The sequence below is a fragment of the Micromonospora noduli genome (assembly GCF_003264475.1).
In the GTDB taxonomy this organism is placed as follows: Bacteria; Actinomycetota; Actinomycetes; order Mycobacteriales; family Micromonosporaceae; genus Micromonospora; species Micromonospora noduli.
On record NZ_PYAC01000024.1, the window covers coordinates 1 to 17,669 of the forward strand.

17 protein-coding genes and 1 riboswitch are annotated in these 17,669 nt (G+C 72.8%); of the genes, 8 read left to right on the top strand and 9 right to left on the bottom strand.

Annotated elements, in window-relative coordinates:
* Positions 1 to 477 precede the first annotated feature (477 nt).
* The gene (locus tag MED15_RS23830; RefSeq protein WP_112737020.1) at positions 478 to 1,446 is read left to right on the top strand and encodes a Gfo/Idh/MocA family protein; all 969 of its coding nucleotides are present in this window, start codon (positions 478 to 480) and stop codon (positions 1,444 to 1,446) included.
* Positions 1,447 to 1,502: 56 nt separating this feature from the next.
* On the opposite strand, the gene MED15_RS23835 is transcribed toward MED15_RS23830, so the two are convergent.
* The 3 genes from MED15_RS23835 to MED15_RS23845 all read right to left on the bottom strand — a co-directional run bounded on the left by MED15_RS23835 (position 1,503) and on the right by MED15_RS23845 (position 4,210).
* Complete coding sequence (locus MED15_RS23835) at positions 1,503 to 2,510, bottom strand: inorganic phosphate transporter (RefSeq protein ID WP_091402868.1); 1,008 nt, start codon at positions 2,508 to 2,510, stop codon at positions 1,503 to 1,505.
* 4 nt (positions 2,511 to 2,514) lie between these two features.
* Positions 2,515 to 3,141, bottom strand: a complete 627-nt coding sequence (locus tag MED15_RS23840; protein ID WP_030327784.1) for a DUF47 domain-containing protein — start codon at positions 3,139 to 3,141, stop codon at positions 2,515 to 2,517.
* Positions 3,142 to 3,268: 127 nt separating this feature from the next.
* Positions 3,269 to 4,210: a PPK2 family polyphosphate kinase gene (locus MED15_RS23845; RefSeq protein WP_112737022.1), complete on the bottom strand. Its 942-nt coding sequence runs from the start codon at positions 4,208 to 4,210 to the stop codon at positions 3,269 to 3,271.
* A 190-nt stretch (positions 4,211 to 4,400) separates the two neighbouring features.
* On the opposite strand from MED15_RS23845, the gene sigJ reads away from it, so the two are divergent.
* Positions 4,401 to 5,366, top strand: a complete 966-nt coding sequence (gene sigJ, locus MED15_RS23850) for an RNA polymerase sigma factor SigJ (RefSeq protein ID WP_112737024.1) — start codon at positions 4,401 to 4,403, stop codon at positions 5,364 to 5,366.
* Between the two features lie 24 nt (positions 5,367 to 5,390).
* Here the strand turns inward: sigJ and MED15_RS23855 are convergent, their stop codons facing one another.
* Positions 5,391 to 5,897, bottom strand: a complete 507-nt coding sequence (locus MED15_RS23855; RefSeq protein ID WP_112674113.1) for a DUF402 domain-containing protein — start codon at positions 5,895 to 5,897, stop codon at positions 5,391 to 5,393.
* A 102-nt stretch (positions 5,898 to 5,999) separates the two neighbouring features.
* On the opposite strand from MED15_RS23855, the gene MED15_RS23860 reads away from it, so the two are divergent.
* A complete protein-coding gene (locus MED15_RS23860; protein ID WP_208646719.1) occupies positions 6,000 to 8,204 on the top strand; it encodes an ATP-dependent DNA helicase in 2,205 nt (734 codons plus the stop codon).
* Positions 8,205 to 8,312: 108 nt separating this feature from the next.
* Here MED15_RS23860 and MED15_RS23865 read toward each other — a convergent pair whose 3' ends face one another.
* Positions 8,313 to 9,677 (bottom strand): AI-2E family transporter, encoded by a 1,365-nt coding sequence (locus MED15_RS23865; RefSeq protein ID WP_244220564.1) that lies wholly within the window; start codon positions 9,675 to 9,677, stop codon positions 8,313 to 8,315.
* 105 nt (positions 9,678 to 9,782) lie between these two features.
* On the opposite strand from MED15_RS23865, the gene MED15_RS23870 reads away from it, so the two are divergent.
* Together MED15_RS23870 and MED15_RS33610 are read left to right on the top strand one after the other, a co-directional pair.
* Positions 9,783 to 10,121, top strand: coding sequence for a GroES family chaperonin (locus MED15_RS23870; protein WP_091402887.1), 339 nt, complete (start codon positions 9,783 to 9,785; stop codon positions 10,119 to 10,121).
* Between the two features lie 93 nt (positions 10,122 to 10,214).
* A complete protein-coding gene (locus MED15_RS33610; protein ID WP_167457715.1) occupies positions 10,215 to 10,382 on the top strand; it encodes a hypothetical protein in 168 nt (55 codons plus the stop codon).
* A 41-nt stretch (positions 10,383 to 10,423) separates the two neighbouring features.
* Here MED15_RS33610 and MED15_RS23875 read toward each other — a convergent pair whose 3' ends face one another.
* Positions 10,424 to 11,914 (bottom strand): PrsW family intramembrane metalloprotease, encoded by a 1,491-nt coding sequence (locus MED15_RS23875; protein WP_112737026.1) that lies wholly within the window; start codon positions 11,912 to 11,914, stop codon positions 10,424 to 10,426.
* A gap of 23 nt (positions 11,915 to 11,937) precedes the next feature.
* Positions 11,938 to 12,058: riboswitch (SAM riboswitch) on the top strand.
* Positions 12,059 to 12,104: 46 nt separating this feature from the next.
* Between MED15_RS23875 and MED15_RS23880 the strand changes: the two genes are divergently transcribed.
* Positions 12,105 to 13,373: an aminotransferase class V-fold PLP-dependent enzyme gene (locus MED15_RS23880; protein ID WP_425271089.1), complete on the top strand. Its 1,269-nt coding sequence runs from the start codon at positions 12,105 to 12,107 to the stop codon at positions 13,371 to 13,373.
* 23 nt (positions 13,374 to 13,396) lie between these two features.
* Here MED15_RS23880 and MED15_RS23885 read toward each other — a convergent pair whose 3' ends face one another.
* A complete protein-coding gene (locus tag MED15_RS23885) occupies positions 13,397 to 14,632 on the bottom strand; it encodes an FUSC family protein (protein WP_112589248.1) in 1,236 nt (411 codons plus the stop codon).
* 106 nt (positions 14,633 to 14,738) lie between these two features.
* Here MED15_RS23885 and MED15_RS23890 point away from each other — a divergent pair, with 106 nt between their 5' ends.
* Positions 14,739 to 15,395 carry an HD domain-containing protein gene (locus MED15_RS23890; RefSeq protein WP_244220565.1) on the top strand — a complete coding sequence of 219 codons (657 nt, stop codon included), beginning with the start codon at positions 14,739 to 14,741 and terminating at the stop codon, positions 15,393 to 15,395.
* On the opposite strand, the gene MED15_RS23895 is transcribed toward MED15_RS23890, so the two are convergent.
* Positions 15,367 to 15,651 (bottom strand): DUF4031 domain-containing protein, encoded by a 285-nt coding sequence (locus MED15_RS23895; RefSeq protein ID WP_112589230.1) that lies wholly within the window; start codon positions 15,649 to 15,651, stop codon positions 15,367 to 15,369. The genes MED15_RS23890 and MED15_RS23895 overlap by 29 nt on opposite strands.
* A gap of 68 nt (positions 15,652 to 15,719) precedes the next feature.
* Here MED15_RS23895 and MED15_RS23900 point away from each other — a divergent pair, with 68 nt between their 5' ends.
* Positions 15,720 to 17,120: an FAD-binding oxidoreductase gene (locus MED15_RS23900; RefSeq protein ID WP_112726762.1), complete on the top strand. Its 1,401-nt coding sequence runs from the start codon at positions 15,720 to 15,722 to the stop codon at positions 17,118 to 17,120.
* A gap of 10 nt (positions 17,121 to 17,130) precedes the next feature.
* On the opposite strand, the gene MED15_RS23905 is transcribed toward MED15_RS23900, so the two are convergent.
* Entirely contained in the window at positions 17,131 to 17,667 is a 537-nt protein-coding gene (locus tag MED15_RS23905; RefSeq protein WP_112606091.1) for a hypothetical protein, read from the bottom strand.
* Between the last annotated feature and the right edge of the window lie 2 nt (positions 17,668 to 17,669).

A 17,669-nucleotide genomic window follows, 5' to 3' on the forward strand; every position in this document is an offset into this window, starting at 1 on the left:
CGCTCATAGTATGATGTCAACCATCCATTTTATCGCTCCGTGAGCCATGTTGTGTTCGTAATGAGACGACGACCCCCTGGATCTACACTCATGCCCTCCCCGACGCTCTTCCCGTCGGGCCGGCCCGGTCCACGACCCGGCCGGCCCGGTCCACGACCCGGTCGGCCCGGTCCACGACTGAGCGGTATACCTCTGGGGCATATTTATGCCTCAGAGGTATACCGCTCGTCAGGGTGGCAAGGCCGAGGCGCGCGCCGGTCGGGGCGCGGTCGCGCTCGCCGCCGAACGAGATGGCGTCGGGGCAGGGCGCATGGCCGGGCAGGGCGCATGGCCGGGCAGGGCGCATGGCCGGGCAGTGCGAGCCGGAACCAGCGAGCTGGATCCCAGCTGGCCGGGTAGCGCGCACCGGGCCCCAGCAAGCCCGGCAGCAGGAGGCCGGGCAGCGGGCGGTTCACCTGGCTCGGCTAGCGTTCCGGCATGACTCGTTGGGGCATCCTGGCCACCGGCCACATCGCCAGCCGTTTCGCCGAAGACCTCCGGCTGGTGCCGGACGCCGAGTTGGTCGCGGTCGGTTCCCGCGCCGCGGAGAGCGCCAGGCGCTTCGCCGACACGTACGGCGCGAAGCGCGCCTACGGCTCCTGGGTGGAGTTGGCCGCCGACCCCGAGGTGGACGCGATCTACGTGGCGACCCCGCACTCCGCGCACTACGAGGCGGCGATGACCTGTCTCACCGCCGGGCGGGCGGTGTTGTTGGAGAAGCCGTTCACCCTCGACCTGGCCACCAGCACGGAGTTGGTGGAGACCGCCCGCGCCGCCGGGGTCTTCCTGATGGAGGCCATGTGGATGCGGCTGAATCCGATGATCCTGCGGGTGGTCGAGTTGATCGCGGACGGGGCGATCGGCACGGTGACCGGCGTGCGGGCCGACTTCGGGGTGGCCGGGCCGTTCCCGCCGGAGCACCGGATGCGCAACGCGGCGCTGGGCGGGGGCGCCCTGCTGGACCTGGGGATCTACCCGATCAGCCTGGCCCACCTGCTGCTCGGGGTGCCGCAGCACATCCGGTCCTGGGCGCAGCTCGGCCCGGAGGGGACGGACGAGAACACCGGCATGCTGTTCGGTTATGACACCGGAGCCCTGGCGACCCTGAGCTGCGGCATGGTCGGGTTGAGCGGGCAGACCGCCTCGGTAACGGGCACCACGGGGCGGATCGACCTGCCGGAGCCGTTCTTCCGGCCGGGTTCGGTGACAGTGCACCGCGCCGGCGCGGAGCCGGAGACGATCGTCGCCGACGGGGCCGGCAACGGCTACCAGTACGAGGCGATCGAGGTGCAGCGCTGCCTCGCCGCCGGCCTGACCGAGAGCCCGGTGGTGCCGCACACCACGACCCTTGAGGTGATGACCCTGCTGGACACGGTCCGCGAGCAGATCGGCGTGCGCTACATCTGAACAGCGGAAGGGCCCCCGGCCACGGCGAGACCGTGACCGGGGGCCCTTCCGGAAACTCAGCCGAAGAGCGGCCGGACCAGCAGGTACGTGACGCACGCGATCAGCGCGGCGGCCGGGAACGTGATGATCCAGGCGAGCACGATGTTGCCGGCCACGTTCCAGCGGACCGCGGAGAGTCGCTTGGTCGCGCCCACACCCATGATCGCCGAGGTGATGGTGTGGGTCGTGGAGATCGGTGCCTTCAGCACCAGTGCGTTGAAGTAGAGCACCGCGCTGGCGACGGTCTCGGCGGCGAAGCCCTCCGGCGGCCCCAGGTCGATGATCTTGCGACCGAGGGTGCGGATGATTCGCCAACCGCCGGCGTACGTGCCGAGGGCCAGCATCGTCGCCGAGGTCCAGAACACCCACCCCGGGATGTGCGTCTTGCTCTCCTGGAAACCACCGGTGTAGAGCGCCAGCACCACGATGCCCATGGTCTTGGCGGCGTCCTGCATGCCGTGGCCGACCGACATGGCGGCCGCCGAGGCGGTCTGCGCCCAGCGGAAGCCCCGGTTGAGCTTGCCTGGCTGCCCCTTCCGGAACAGCCACAGGATGGCCAGCATCAGCAGGTAACCGAGGGTGAGGCCGACGATCGGCGACAGCACCATCGGCAGCAGCACCTTCTCGCCGATGTTGCCCCACTGCACGATGCCGCCGGTGGACAGCAGGGTCGCGCCGACCAGACCGCCGAAGAGCGCGTGCGAGGACGACGAGGGCAGACCGAAGTACCAGGTGATCAGGTTCCAGGCGATCGCCCCGAGCACCCCGGCGAAGACCACGCCGAGGCTGTTCACCCCGGTGGGAAGGGTGACCAGACCGTCGCCGACGGTCTTGGCCACGCCGGCGCCGAAGTGGGCGCCCACGAAGTTGCCGACCGCGGCGAGCCCGAGGGCGATCCGGGGTGTCAGCGCCCGGGTGGAGACGCTTGTGGCGATCGCGTTGGCGGCGTCGTGGAAGCCGTTGGTGTAGTCGAACGCCAAGGCCACCGCGATCACCGCCAGCACGGCGATGAGTTCAGGGGACACCGGCTCAGGACTCCTTGACGGCGATGGTCTCGACGGTGTTGGCCACGTGCTCGAAGGCGTCGCAGGCGGCCTCCAGTTCGTCGGCGACCTCCTTCATCTTCAGCACCGTCAACGCGTCGTACTCACCGGAGAAGAGCCGGACGAGCAGCTGCCGGTTGATCCGGTCGCCCTCGTTCTCCAGCCGGTTGCACTCGATCCAGTAGTCCTCGAGGTCCTTCATCGACTTCAGCCGGGGCATCGCGTCGGCGGTCAGCTTGGCCTGCTGGTCGAGCACGTTGACCATCTCGTGCAGCTCGCGGGGCAGCGCCGGAAGCTCGGTCAGCCCGTACAGGTAGAGCAGGTCGCCGACCGCCTCCAGGTGGTCCATCACGTCGTCCAGCAGCGAGCCGAGCCGGTAGATGTCCTCCCGGTCGAACGGGGTGATGAAGGTCGAGTTGATCTTCTTGTACAGCTCGTGGGTGATCTGGTCGCTGTCGTGCTCGACCTCGGTCAGCCGCTCGCTGACGGACTGCACGTCCACGCCGGGCAGGGCCAGCTCGTTGAGCAGCGCGGTGCCCCGGACCAGGTTCTGCGCGGCCCTGGTGAAGAGCTCGTAGAAGGCGCCCTCGGTGGGGCGGAAGGAAAACTTCACAGCACAGACCTCGTCGCGTCGGTGGAAGGGTGGCGGCGCCCGAGAGCGCCCGCTCGGTGAATGCTAGAAAACGGCAGAACCGGGAATTCGCCGGCCCACCCCTGGCCAGGCACCATTCACCGGTCGTTCACCTGCCGTTCATCTCGGCTGCCCCACCCGCACCCGCTCCCCCAGCCAACAGACGCTTACGCTCCCGCGCCACGTCGAAATCGGCAGCCGGATACCCCAGATCGAGCGTGTCGAACGTCTCACGCAGCAGGTGGGCCACCGCCCAATCCCGGTACCACTTGCGGTCCGCCGGCACCACGAACCAGGGCGCGGCGTCCGTGCCGCACCGGCTCAGGGCCTCGGCGTACGCGGCCTGGTAGTCGTCCCAGTGCCCCCGCGAGTCGATGTCGGAGGGGTTGTACTTCCAGTGCTTGCGCGGGTCGCTGAGCCGGCCCATCAGGCGCTCGCCCTGCTCGGCGTACGAGATGTGCAGCATCACCTTGATCAGGGTGAAGCCGCCCTCGGTCAGCTCCCGCTCGAACGAGTTGATCTCGTCATAGCGGGCTCGCCAGGTCGTCTCCGGCACCAGCGAACCGACCCGGGCGATCAACACGTCCTCGTAGTGCGAACGGTTGAACATCCCCACGTACCCCGGCGGTGGCAGCTCCCGGCGAATCCGCCAGAGGAAGTCGTGCCGCAGCTCCTGGCGGGTCGGCGGCCCGAACGAGCGGATGTGCAGGCCCAGCGGGTTCATCGCGCCGGCCACCCGCTTGATCGTGCCGTCCTTGCCGCCGCAGTCCATGGCCTGGAGCACCAGCAGCACCCGGTGCGCCGGCCGCTCCGACCCGGTCTTGGCCATCGCGAAGAGCATCTCCTGCTGCCGGCCCAACTCCTCGCCGACCAGCTCCACCTGCTCCCGCGCCCAGGTCTTACGGTGCTCGCCGCGGCCTGCGGGCTCCGGCAGGCCGGGCATGGACCGCGGGTCGATCGCGCTGAGATCCACCGGCGCGGTGACCCGCAGCAGGTCCCGCACGGAACCGCCGTCCGGTGCCACGATCTGCCCTTGCTCGGGTGCGCTCATGCACGGATCATCGCCCACCCACCGCCGTTCCGCCCGCCGAGAGCCACCTCCGCACCTGGGCCCGCTGATCGGCACCGACCGACCTCCGCCCACGGCAGGCACCGGTCCGCCGGGCCGTTTCGGGGCTGCCGGCGGGCCGACTCGGCGGGAGGATGTAGGCCGGGACGGCGACCGGAAGGGGTGGTGGGTCGTGCGGGAACTGGCGACGGAGTTCGAGGCCGAGCGGGGCCGACTGCTCGCGGTGGCGCACCGGATGCTGGGCAGCCGCAGCGAGGCGGAGGACGCGGTGCAGGAGACCTGGCTGCGCTACGCCGGGGCGCTGGCCGACCCGGCGGCCCGCGCCGAGATCCGGGACCTGTCCGCGTGGCTGACCACCACCTGCGCTCGGATCTGCCTGGACGTGCTCCGCTCGGCCCGGGTCCGCCGGGAGGCGTACCCGGGGCAGTGGCTGCCGGAGCCGGTGGTGAGCCCGTTGGACGGCCGGCCGACGGCCGACGGCTATGCCCCCGACCCGGCGGAACGGGCGGTGCGCACCGACCAGGTCGGCACGGCGCTGATGGTGGTGCTGGAGCGGCTCGCGCCCGAGCAAAGGGTCGCCCTCGTGCTGCACGACGTGTTCGCGCTGCCGTTCGCCCGGGTCGCGGGAGTGCTCGGCACCACCGAGGTGGCGGCCCGGCAGCTCGCCTCCCGGGCCCGACGGGCGGTCACCTCGCCGGACGTACCCCGGCACACCGCCGACCCGGCCGAGCAACGCCGGGTGCTCAAGGCGTTCGTCGCCGCCACCGAGTCCGGCGAGCTGGACCAGCTGCTTCAGGTGCTCGCGCCGGACGTGGTCTTCGTCGGCGACTCGGGCGGGCACTTCCCGGCCGCCCGCTGGCCGGTGCTCGGCGCGGACTCCGTGGCTCGCCTCACGCTCGGCCTGTTCGGCCGGACCGGCCGGTACGTCGACCGGGTGCTGGCTCGGCCCGTGCTCGTCGACGGCATTCTCGGCCTACAGCTGGAGACGACGCACAGCGACGGGCGACCGATCCGCCTGGTCACCGCGTTCGCTGTTGACCAGGGCCGGATCACCGCCATCTACAACCAGCTCAACCCCGAGAAGCTCACCGACCTGCCGCCGCTGGACGCCGACGACGGCTGGCCGCCACGCTGGTGAGCCAGCCCGACCGGGCAGGCGGCCTCAGACCACCAGAGCCAACCACTTGCGGTACGCGGTGGCGAACGGCTCGGTGCCGTCACCCAGGGCCCCGAACAGCCGCTGTGCCGCGGCCTCGGCCTCGGCCACCACGTCGTCCGGGTAGCCGAACCGGGCCCGGTGCTCGGCGAACTCGTCCTCGTCGAGCAGCTCCACCAGGCCGGTGGCCCGACGCCGGACGACGTCCAGATCAAGGTCGATCAGGTGGACCGTGTCGTCGGACTCCCAGCGGGCCGGGGTCGTGATGTCGCAGTAGACCTCGCTGGTGCGGGGCGGGGGGTTGAACATGGCCGTCCACCAGGCGCGGTGTGGCACCAACAGCACGAACGGGATCTTCTCCACCGAGGGCCGGCCGTGGTAGACCGACTCGGTGCCCTCGGGCACGCCGAGCCAGATGCCGAGATCGTCCTCGGTGAGCCGGCGGGCCGGGTAGTCGCGGTGGGCGCTGCCGTCGTACTTGCGGTAGATCACGCGGACCATGTCGCTCGGCATGATTCGCACCCTAACCGATACCACCCACGCGTCGTAGCGCGGCCGTAACCGGACGGGGTCGGCCGCAACGCCCGCCCCGGTCGGCATCGCGCCACGCGGCGGATGGGCGCGGCCGGTGTCGGCGGCGCCGGGTACCGTCGCACGGTGACTCCGCCCCGCACCGCCACCGGTTCCGCCACCCCGTCGGCCCGTGCCAAGGGCCGGCGGCGGGGTGCCCGACCCAGTGGCACGGAGCTGCTGGCGGCGGCGGTCGGCGCGGTGCCCGGCGGCGCGGAGCGTCCCGGCCAACTGCAGATGACCACGGCGATCGAGGAGTGCGTGGCCGGCGGCGAGCATCTGCTCGTGCAGGCGGGCACCGGCACCGGCAAGTCGCTGGCCTACCTCGCGCCGGCTCTCACTGTGGACGGCCCGGTGGTGGTCTCCACTGCCACCCTGGCGTTGCAGTCCCAGCTGGTCGACCACGATCTGCCGCGGCTCGCCGACGCGGTCGAGCCGGTGCTCGGCCGTCGGCCCACCTTCGCCGTGCTCAAGGGCCGCCATCACTACCTCTGCCTCGCCCGACTGGACAACTCCACCGAGGAGGAGCCGGAGGACACCCTCTTCGACGCCCCCGCGTCGCGCCCCGGCGGCGGGACGAAGTGGCTCGGTGAGGCGGGCCGGCTGGGCAAGCAGGTGGAGCGGCTGCGCGACTGGGCCGAGAAGACCGCCACCGGCGACCGGGACGAGCTGGACCCGGGCGTCGACGACCAGGCCTGGCGGCTGGTGTCGATGCCGGCCCGCGAGTGCGTCGGCGCGGCCCGTTGCCCGTTCGGGCAGGAGTGCTTCGCCGAGGCGTCGCGGGCCCGCGCCCGGGAGGCTGACATCGTGGTGACCAACCACAGCCTGCTCGCTGTCGACATGCTCGCCGACCGGCACATCGTGCCGCCGCACAAGCTGCTCATCGTCGACGAGGCGCACGAGCTGGCCGACCGGGTCTCCTCCGCCGCGCAGGCGGAGCTGGTGCCGGAGCTGATCGACCGGACCACCCGGCGGGCCCGTACGCTGCTGCGCCCGGAGACCGCCGAGGCGCTCACCGCCGCCGGTGACGCCCTGGCGGTCGGGCTGGCCGAGGCGCCGGCCGGGCGGATCACCGCGGGGCTGCCGACGCCACTGCGGGAGGCGTGCACGCTGCTCGACGCGGCGACCCGCTCCGCCCTGGACGCGATCGGCGACATCAAGGCCGACGACCCCGACCCGGTCCGCAAGCAGCAGGCCAAGGCCGCCCTGGACGAGCTCTCCACCACCGCGCAGCGGCTACTGGAGGAGGGCGACCACGACGTGGCCTGGGTGGAGAAGAACGACAGCGGCAACCGCCGGGCACTGGTGGTCGCGCCGCTGTCGGTGGCCGGCACCCTCGCCACCCACCTGTACGACGAACGCACCGTCGTGGCCACGTCGGCGACCCTGGCGCTGGGCGGCCGGTTCGACACTGTCGCCCGCGCCCTCGGGCTGGACGCGCCACCGCCCGCCCCGCCGACCCCCGCCGCGGCCGCGCTGGCCGCCCGCACCGGCCCCGGCCGGCCGGCTGCCGAGGCGCCGGGCCGTCGCCTCGCCGGCGACGTCACCCCGAACGCCCTCGTTCCGGCCACCGAGGGCCCCGGGTGGCGGTCACTCGACGTCGGTTCGCCGTTCGACTACGCCCGGCAGGGCATCCTGTACGTCGCCGCGCACCTGCCCCGCCCCAGCGTCTCCGGGCTGCCCGAGGCTGCCGGGGAGGAGCTGCTCGGGCTGGTCGAAGCGCTCGGTGGTCGTACTCTCGGGCTTTTTTCCTCCCGGCGGGCCGCGCAGCAGGCGGCGGAGCTGTTGCGCGCGCGGACCGACCTGCCGGTGTTGCTCCAGGGCGAGGAGGCGCTGCCGCTGCTGGTGCGTCGCTTCCGCGAGGAGCGCGCCAGCTGCCTGTTCGGGGTGATGTCGCTCTGGCAGGGGGTGGATGTGCCGGGTGACGCCTGCCAGCTCGTCGTCATCGACCGGCTGCCCTTCCCCCGCCCGGACGAACCGCTGGCGGCGGCCCGCGCGGCGGCGGTGGACGCGGGCGGTGGCTCCGGCTTCTCGGCGGTCAGCGTGCCGATCGCGGCGGTGAGGCTCGCTCAGGGCGTGGGCCGGCTGATCCGCGCGACCGGTGACCGGGGCGTGGTGGCGGTGCTCGACTCCCGGCTGGAGACGGCCCGAGGCTACGGGCCGTTCCTGCGCCGCTCGCTGCCCCCGTTCTGGTACACGACCCGCCCCGAGGTGGCCCGGGGCGCCCTGGAACGCCTGGCCAAGTCCTGACCCGCTTGGGCAGGACCAGGATCGGGCTACAACAGGAAAAGAGTGGTCTCCCGCTGGCGGGAGGCCACTCTTTCGAGGATCCTGCGTGATCTGGCGGGACGTGCGGGTCTAGGGGGCCTGGGAGGCGACGACCACGGCGTCGGGCGGTGTGTCCGGGACCCTGCGGGCGGCAAGCCGGCGGACCGCGGTGTTCAGCACCGCGATGAGCGGCACGGAGACCAGCGCGCCGGTGATCCCAGCGAGTACGACACCGGCGGCGATACCGATGATCACCGCGAGCGGGTGCAGGGCCACCGCCCGGCCCATGATCAGCGGTTGGAGCACGTGCCCCTCGATCTGCTGGACGCCGATCACCACACCGAGAATGATCAGCGCGGTGACCGGGCCGCTGTCGACGAGGGCCACCAGCACCGCCACGCCACCGGAGAGCGCCGCACCGACGATCGGGATGAACGCGCCCAGGAAGACCAGCGCGGCCAGCGGGAAGGCGAACGGGATGTCGAAGATGACCAGGAAGATGCCGATGCCGACCGCGTCGATGAAGGCGACCAACACTGTCGCGCGAACGTAGGCGACAAGCGTCTGCCAGGAGGCGCGGCCGGCGTCGTCGACCTTCCACCGGGCGGCCACCGGCAGCAACCGGACCAGGAAACGCCAGATCCGGTTGCCGTCACGCAGGAAGAAGAACGTCGCGAAAAGCACCAGCAGCGTGCCGGTCAGCACCTCGGCAAGCGTCGCGGCGGTGCTCAACGCGCCGCTGGTGAACCTCGAGGTGTTGTTGTTGATCCAGCCCTGCGCCTCGTCGATGTAGCGGTCGAGTTGCCCGTCGGAGAGGTGCAGCGGGCCAGTCTTCAACCAGTTCTGGATCTGCCGGACGCCCTCCGAGGACTTCTCGCTCAGCTCCGGTACGCCACGAATGAACTCGTTGACCACCAGCGTCAGCGTGCCGATCACCGCGGCCAGGCCGCCGACCAGCACCACCGCCGTCGCCAGCGACCGGGGGAACCGGGCCCGCAGCAGCCAGCCCACCGCCGGGGCGAGCAGCGCGGAGAGCAGCAGCGCGATGGCCAGCGGAATGATCACGATCTTGACCGTGCCGACGATCCGCAGCAGCGCCCAGGCCACCACGCCGATCACGATCAGTCGCCAACACCACGCGGCGGCGATCCGCAGCCCGTGCGGAACGTCGGCGTCGTCCCGGCTGGAGGTGGAGCTGTGCAGGTCCACCGGAGGTTCCGCGCCGTAGACAGTGGCGCTCTGCGGCGCGGTCGGCCCCGGCACGGCCGGCGACGCCACCCGGGCCGCCTCCGACGCGTCGTTCAGCGCGTCGCTGGAGGCGCCCTCGTCGGCGCGCGCCGACTCCTGTCGTGACTGGTAGGCGCGGCGAAGCCGCCCGCGTACCCGCTCGAAGCGGCTCAAGCGCACCTCCTGGCAGAAAACCCGGCCCGCCGACGGCGACAGGTCGGACAGCATACGTCCGTTCCCGACACCGTAGGGCGGTTGCGCCACACAATGCCCCGACCACCTCCGGCGTAACCACCGGTCGACCACCGTCGGCCACACGGTAGCGTCTGCGACGTGACCGCCGACAACGATCTCGACGCCGGCCTGCCGATCCGCCTGCTGCACGACCGTGTGCTGGTGCGGATGGAGGGCAGTGAGGGCGAACGCCGCTCCACCGCTGGCATCGTCATTCCGGCGACCGCTGCTGTCGGGAAGCGCCTCGCCTGGGCCACCGCGGTCGGGGTGGGGCCGAACGTCCGCGCCATCGTCTCCGGCGACCGGGTGCTCTTCGACCCGGACGAGCGCTCCGAGGTCGAGCTGCACGGCCGCGGTTACGTGCTGCTGCGGGAGCGGGACGTGCACGCCGTGGCCGCCGAGCGGATCGAGAACGACTCGACCGGCCTCTACCTCTGACGCACCTCCCCCGGCCACCAGGGCCCGTCGCGCACCGTTTGCCCAGGCGCACGACGGGAAGCCATCCGGCGACCGTGGCCCTGGGGAGGGACGATGCCGGTATTCGTGAAGAAGCTGTTGACCTGGGGCAGTGTCGCGTTCCTGATCTACTTCATGGCCTTTCGGCCGGACGGCGCCGCGCAGATGTTCCGGGCGATCGGGGCCGCGCTGATCGCGATGTTCCAGGGCCTCGGTGACTTCCTCACCTCGCTGCTGGCCTGAGCCGCACTGCTGGCCTGCCGTCAGCCGCCAGGCCGTAGCTGTCAGGGGTGCGTCGGCGGCCAGGGCGACGCCGGGCGCAGGCCGGGCCAACCGGGCGGGGCGTACCCCACCGGCGCCGGCGCGGGAGTCAGCACCACCGGGATCGGCACCACCGGCTCGTCCGGCGCGTCCACGGCGCGCTGCGTGCCGTCCGGGAAGCGCAGGTGGTAGCGGCTGCCGTCCCAGACCCCCGCCGGAGCCTGCGGGTCCCGACCCACGAAGAACGACCGGTACGCGGTGATCGCGTCCAGCAGCTCCCGCTCCTCGCGGGCGGTCCGCTCCTGGTCGGCCGGTTTGCGGTCCAGGCCGCGCAGCGCCCCGTCGCGCAGCAGGGCCAGCCGGGTCGCGGCGGACTGGTAACCCCGCATCGCCCGCACCCCGGCGTCGCCGGCCACCCGCCGCGCCCAACTGCGGGCGGCGTGCCGGCGGCCGAGACCGCTCAGGGCGGCCACCTCGGGCGGGCTGAGCCAGCCGGCGCGGACGTAGTCGGGCAGGACCCGCTCGGTGAGCCGCCCCTCCCAGGCGCGCAGCCACAGGGCCAGCCCCACGGTGCCGAAGAAGACCGGCACCATGAGGCCCAGGAAGCCGTACAGCATGATCACGGCCTCGCCGGTGGCCTGGGTCAGCGTGGGCAGCAGGTTCCACGTGCCGTGCAGCATCATCGCCAGCAGCAGGCCGGCGATCGGGGCGAGCACCCGGATGCGCCGGTCGGCCGTCCGGGAGGCGATACCCAGGCCCACACCGGTCATCGAGGTGAAAAGGGGGTGGGCGAACCCGAACAGCAGAATCCGCAGAATGAAGATCGCGATGACCTGCTGGATGCCGGTGGCCGGGCCGTACCGGTCGGCGCCGGACGCGTACCCCAACCCGCCCAGGTAGAGGATGTTCTCCACCATCGCGAAGCCGACCGCGGAGAGCCCGCAGTAGACCAGGCCGTCGGTGATCCCGGACCACTCGCGGCGGCGGAACACCAGCAGCAGGATCGGGCCCAGTGCCTTGGTCAGCTCCTCGATGAACGGCGCCACCAGCACCCCGGTGAGCGCGGACGGCAGGCCCCAGTCGGCGAAGCGGTTGGCCGCGAAGTCGTTGACCGTGAGCGAGGCGGCGGTGGAGACGAACGCCCCCCAGGCGAAGCAGAAGATCAGATACTTCAACGGCTCCGGTTCGTACCGGTCCAGCCAGAGGAAGCAGGCGACCAGCACCGGCACCGGCAGGATGGCGGCGACCACCCCGATCAGCAGGGCCTGCACACCGAGCGACTGGCCGAGCGTGAAGACCATGAAGACCGCGCACGCCGCGATCAACAGCACCACCCCGGCCAGCACCAGGAACCGCCGCCAGCCCAGGCGGCGCAGCGGCATCCGGGGCGTCTCACCCGTGGGCGGGACGGCGGGCGCAGGCGGGGCGGCGGGCGACGGCGGCAGTGGTGAACCGGGCGGGGTGTCGGCCATGCGGTCAGCGTAGCCATCCGCCGCCGGCTGGTTCGGGCGCATCGGCAGCCGCTATGCTGCCGGCAGGTCACGAGTGCCAGCGTTCAGCCCCGGCTTGCTGGCCGGCAACCCTCGTCGAGTTCGCGGTGGGGTGCCCCGGGTGATGACCGGGCCCAGCCCGATCGGTGTGCTGGGCAAGCGCGGACCCCGTCCCGATGTCGCACCCGGGGTCCCTGACCCCGGAGGTTCCGGCGTGTCCGTCACTCTCGTCCCCTCGCTGCCCAGCCTGCCCACCGCGCCGTCGGCGCCGTCCGCGCCGCTCGACGTTCTCGGCGTGCCCGGCGAGATCAACCTGGACTACGCGGCCAGTGCGCCGTGCGCCCGGGCCGCCGCCGACGCGGTGGCCGAGCTGCTGCCCTGGTACGCCAGCGTGCATCGCGGAGCGGGAGCGCTGTCGCGGCGCTGCACCCTCGCGTACGAGCAGGCCCGGCAGACGATCGGCGACTTCTTCGGCGCCCGCGCCGACGATCATGTGATCTTCACCCGCAACACCACTGACGCGCTCAACCTGCTGGCGCGGGCCGTGCCAGCCGGCACGACGGTGGTCACCAACTCCTCCGAACACCATGCCAACCTGCTGCCCTGGCCGCGCGGGTCGGTGCGCCTTCCGGTGCCCAGCGACCCCGACGGGGCGGTACGCGATCTCGCCGCCGCCCTCACCGAGCTGCGCCGGGGCAGCAGCCCGGCGCTGCCGGTGCTGGTCGCGGTGACCGGTGCGAGCAACGTGACCGGTGAGCGGTGGCCGGTCGCCGAACTGGCGCGGGTGGCCCACCGGCACGGTGCCCGGATCGTGCTCGACGCCGCGCAGCTCGCCCCGCACGCCCCGGTCGACCTGCTCGCGCTCGACGTCGACTACCTGGCCGTGTCCGGCCACAAGCTGTACGCGCCGTTCGGCACGGGAGTGCTGATCGGTCGGGCCGACTGGCTGGACGCCGCCCCGCCCTACCTTGCCGGCGGTGGCGCCACCAGCCACGTCGGGCCAGCCACCCACGACGTGACCTGGGCGACCGGCCCGGCCCGGCACGAGGGCGGCACCCCGAACCTGCTCGGGGCGGTCGCGCTGGCGGCGGTGTGCAAGGCGCTCGACGAGGCGGACCGGGGCCTGCTGGCCGCCCACGAGCAGGACCTGCTGGACCGGCTACGGGCCGGCCTCGCCGCCCTGCCGCACGTCGTCGAGCTGCGCACCTTCGGCCCGGACGCGCCCCGGGTCGGCATCGTCTCGTTCGTGGTGGCCGGATGGGACTCCACCGAGGTGGCCACGCGGCTGGCCGCCGAGCACCACATCGGCGTACGGGACGGTTTGTTCTGCGCCCACCCGCTGGCCCGGCGTCTGCTCGGCGAGGCGGCGGCGCGTACCGGCCGGCGGGACCTGCCGCCCACCGCGCTGCGTGTCAGCATCGGGCTGGGCAGCACGGCCGCTCAGGTGGACCGGCTGCTCGCGGCGCTGGCCGAGCTGGGCTGAGGCCCGTCCGGCGGTCGCCCCGCTCAGCCGACGGGCGGGGCGGTGGGTGGCTTCGGTGTCTCGCCGGGCTCCGCGGGCTCACCGACCGGGCGCTCCTGCTCCCCGAAGGCGGTGCGGATCCACCGGTTCGCCTCCTCCTGCTCGATCCCGGAGGCGACCAGCAGGTCGCTCGCGGTGGTGCGGATCTGGGCGATCACCACGCTGCCGGAGAAGCCCACCCCGGCGCCGTACGCCCGGCCGGCCTCGCTGACCGCTCGCAGCGACCGCTCCCGGGCCTTCTCCGGCTCCTCACCGGCGGCGAACTCGTGCTTGAGCAGCCGGACCGACTCGGCGAGGTGGCCGATCGCGTCCGGCATCGGATCGGGCACCGGTTCCTCGTCCTCGACCAGAGTGACGGACCGGCGGATCAGCGTGCCGCTGTTGCGCATCGCCCGGTCGATGGGGTCGGCCGCCTCGGCGTAGTGGGTCAGTTCGTCGCGGCGGTGCCAGCGGGCCGGGGAGAGGGTGGCGGTCTCCTTCGCCCCCTCGATGGCCTCGCCCAGCGTGGCCAACTCCTCCTTGTTGTTGCGCAGCCTCTCCAGTGCGCCCTGGATGGCGGCGCGGTCCCGGTTGCGCAGCCCGTCGGCGGTGGCGTCGAGTTGGGCGGCGAGCAGGTCCAGGGCGGGTCGGGCCGCCCGGTTGATCACTCGGAGCGGGTTCAGTGGCAACAGCACCGCCGTGACCAGCAGTGCGATCCCACCGCCGAGGAAGGCGTCGACGAAGCGCGGGATCTCCAGGTTCTGGGTCGACGGGCTCAGCGTCACGATCAGCACCGCCGTGGCCGCCGCCTGGATGACGATGGCCACACTCGCTCCGGCGAAGATGGTGAGCAGGATCGCCACGGTGACCACCAGGCCGAGCTGCCACGCCCCGGTGCCGAGCAGGTAGATCAGGAGGTCGCCGACGGCCACTCCGACCCCCACCCCGACGATCAACTCCACCGTCCGGCGGAACCGCTGGCCGACCGACGCGGCCAGGGTGCCGACCGCGGAGATCGGCGCGAAGACCGGTTGCGGGTTGCCGAGCAGCTTGTGCGAGATCAGGTACGCGAGCCCGGCAGCCAGCCCGGCCTGCACGGCTAGTCCACCGGCCATCCGTACCCGGTGCAACCGGTCGTGCAGAGTGGCGCGGCTGCGGTGGCGCAGCTGTTCGGTGGCCTCGGCGATCCGCGCGCCGTCGATGTCCACCAACCCGTCGCGCAGCGCGGTACGTCGCACCATCGGAGGTCGCTTGTCCCGGGCCACGGCCATGGGCGCGACTACCCGTGGTGGCCCCGCTGAATCCTCCCTTCCCGCGCGTCGCGGGCGGATGCGGCAGACTCGGGCGGTGGCTGATCTGTTGGACCGGTGGCGGGCGGCGGCCCGAGGTGCCGGCGCGAGCCCCGATCCGGATACCACCCGCGCCGGAGAGCAGGTGATCGCCCGGTGGCGGGAGCCGCACCGGCACTATCACACGCTGGCCCACCTGACGGCGGTGCTCGATGTGGTGGACCAGCACGCCGACCTGGCCACTCGGGCCGACGCGGTCCGGCTGGCGGCCTGGTTCCACGACGCGGTCTACGACCCCCGGGCCGCCGGCGACGCCAACGAACGGGACAGCGCCGCGCTGGCCGAGAGCGTGCTCACCGGGCTCGGGGTGCCGGCGCCCACCGCGACCGAGGTGCGTCGGCTGGTGCTGCTCACCGCCGGGCACACTGTGGCACCGGGCGACCGGGACGGCGCGCTGCTCTGCGACGCGGACCTGGCCGTGCTGGCCGCGCCGCCGGCCAACTACGAACGTTACGCGGCGGCGATCCGCCGGGAGTACGCCCATGTGCCGGAGCCGGCCTTCCGGGCTGGACGGGCTGCCGTGTTGACCGGCCTGCTGGCGCTGCCCGCGCTGTTCCGGTCGCCACCGCTGGCGAGCCGGTGGGAAGAGCCCGCCCGGGACAATGTGCGCCGCGAGCTGGCCGCCCTCACCGGGGAGCCGGAGAACGCGGGTTGACCAGGTGCTTCGGCCGACGCAGGTCGGCGGCGCGGAGCAACCGGACCAGCTCCCGGCTCGGCACCACCTGGGCACCGAGCCACACCGCCGCCGCGAACCGGTCGGCCGGAATGTCGTAGTGGTCCCGGTCGAAGCCGCGCCGGGGCGCGCCGAGCGTCTCGGCGAAGGCGTGCAGCTCGGCGTACGAGACGTCGCTGATCAGGTGCGACCAGAGCCGACCGCGCCACGGCCAGGCCGGCCGGTCCAGGTAGAGCATGGTGCCCAAGTTATCCCGCCCAGTCGATCATGTTGATGATCGCCGGTCGGCGACCTAGCCTCGGCTGCATGGCCCCCACCGCGCTCCTCGACGACCTGCGCGCCGCGCTCGGTGACGACGCCGTGCTCACCGACCCGGACCTGCTGCGCATGCACCAGCGGGACGAGGCCGACCTGTGCGCCGCCGGCGTCCCGCTGGTGGTGACCCGCCCGCGCGACACCGAGCAGGTGGTGGCCGTGATCCAGGCGGCGGCGCGGCACGGCGTACCGGTGGTGCCGCAGGGGGCGCGGACCGGGCTGGCCGGCGCGGCGAACGCGGTGGACGGCGCGGTGGTGCTCAGCACCGTCGCGATGAACGAGATCCGGGAGATCGACCCGGTGAGCCGGATCGCGGTGGTCCAGCCGGGGGTGGTCAACGCGGCGCTGGCCGGGGCGGTGGCCAGACAGGGCCTCTGGTACCCACCGGACCCCGGCTCCTGGGAGTCGTCCACCATCGGCGGCAACGTGGCCACCAACGCCGGCGGCATGTGCTGTGTGAAGTACGGAGTGACCACCGAGTACGTGCTCGGCCTGGAGGTGGTGCTCGCCTCCGGCGAGGTGCTGCGCACCGGCCGGCGTACGGCCAAGGGGGTGGCCGGCTACGACCTGACCCGGCTGTTCGTCGGTTCGGAGGGCACCCTCGGCGTGATCACCGAGGTGACAGTGGCGCTGCGGCCCGCCCCGGCCGACTCGCTGACCCTGGTGGCGGTCTTCGGATCCACCGCCACGGCCGGCGCGGCGGTGGCCGAGATCGCGGCTCGCGGGCTCACCCCCAGTCTGCTGGAGTTGCTGGACCAGACCCACCTGCGGGCGATCGAGGCGTACCAGCCGATGGGGTTACGGACCGACGCGCAGGCCCTGTTGCTGGCCGCCGCCGACACCGGCTCCCGGGCGGCGGACGACCTGGCCGTGCTGGCCGAGGTGTGCGAGGCCGTCGGCGCCGACGAGGTCTACGCGGCCACCGACGCGGTGGAGGCGGCGGCGCTGCTCCAGGCTCGCCGGCTGGCCCACCCGGCCATGGAGAAGTTCGCGGCGGACGCCTACCCGGGCGGCAACGGCGGTCTGGTGATCGATGACGTGGCCGTTCCGCGCGGCGCGCTCGCCGCGCTCCTGGACGGGGTCGCCCGGATCGCGGCCGAGTGCGAGGTGCCGATCGGCGTGGTGGGGCACGCCGGGGACGGCAACATGCACCCGAACATCGTGGTCGACCGGGCCGACCCGGCGAGCGTGGAGCGGGGTCGGCGGGCCTTCGACGAGATCATGCGGCTCGGCCTGGATCTGGGCGGCACGTGCACCGGGGAGCACGGGGTGGGGCTGCTCAAGCGGGACTGGCTGGCCCGGGAGATCGGGCCGGTCGGTGTCCGGGTGCACCAGGCGATCAAGTCGGCGCTCGACCCGGCTGGCCTGCTCAACCCGGGCAAGGTGCTCTGACCGGCTGCGGTCAGCCCTTGACCTCGGCCGGGGTCGCCTGGGTGAGCAGCAGCAGGATCTCCCCGGCGACCGGCGTGAGCTCCTCACCCGGGCAGTCCTGCGAGGTGATCAGCCCGGCCGAGGTGATGAGGCTGGACGTCAGCGCGTCGATGCAGGTTGTCCGGTACCGCCGGGCCTGATCGGTCTCGTCGGCCAGCGCCGGGTTGGCGAGCAGCACCTGGAGCCGTTCGGTCAGCTCCGGTGCGAGGGTGCCCCGGGAGGTCACGCCGTCGCCGGCGCAGTCGACGCACTGCCACGCGCCGTTCCGCTCGACGCTCAGGGTGCGCATCGGCCCGTCTTCGCCGAGCCGCTGGAGCAGGCTGACCTGACCGGCGGCGACAGTGGTGGGGATCTCCAGCTGCGAGGTGCCACCCGCCGTGCCGGCGGTCGGTTGCGCCGCAGGGGTGCGCGGCTTGTCTCCGTCGAAGAGGGAGCACCCGGTCAGGGCGCCGACGAGCGCGACGGCGAGCAGGGGTAAGAGCAGACGAGGGCGCGCGCGGGGTAGCACGC

Bases quoted from the DNA above. Each gene is read 5' to 3' on its own strand.
- MED15_RS23830 (WP_112737020.1), top strand. From the start codon at position 478: ATGACTCGTTGGGGCATCCTGGCCACCGGCCACATCGCCAGCCGTTTC.
- MED15_RS23845 (WP_112737022.1), bottom strand. From the start codon at position 4,210: ATGAGCGCACCCGAGCAAGGGCAGATCGTGGCACCGGACGGCGGTTCC.
- MED15_RS23855 (WP_112674113.1), bottom strand. From the start codon at position 5,897: ATGCCGAGCGACATGGTCCGCGTGATCTACCGCAAGTACGACGGCAGC.
- MED15_RS23860 (WP_208646719.1), top strand. From the start codon at position 6,000: ATGGGCGCGGCCGGTGTCGGCGGCGCCGGGTACCGTCGCACGGTGACT.
- MED15_RS23865 (WP_244220564.1), bottom strand. From the start codon at position 9,677: ATGCTGTCCGACCTGTCGCCGTCGGCGGGCCGGGTTTTCTGCCAGGAG.
- MED15_RS33610 (WP_167457715.1), top strand. From the start codon at position 10,215: ATGCCGGTATTCGTGAAGAAGCTGTTGACCTGGGGCAGTGTCGCGTTC.
- MED15_RS23875 (WP_112737026.1), bottom strand. From the start codon at position 11,914: ATGCGCCCGAACCAGCCGGCGGCGGATGGCTACGCTGACCGCATGGCC.
- MED15_RS23885 (WP_112589248.1), bottom strand. From the start codon at position 14,632: ATGGTGCGACGTACCGCGCTGCGCGACGGGTTGGTGGACATCGACGGC.
- MED15_RS23895 (WP_112589230.1), bottom strand. From the start codon at position 15,651: ATGCTCTACCTGGACCGGCCGGCCTGGCCGTGGCGCGGTCGGCTCTGG.
- MED15_RS23900 (WP_112726762.1), top strand. From the start codon at position 15,720: ATGGCCCCCACCGCGCTCCTCGACGACCTGCGCGCCGCGCTCGGTGAC.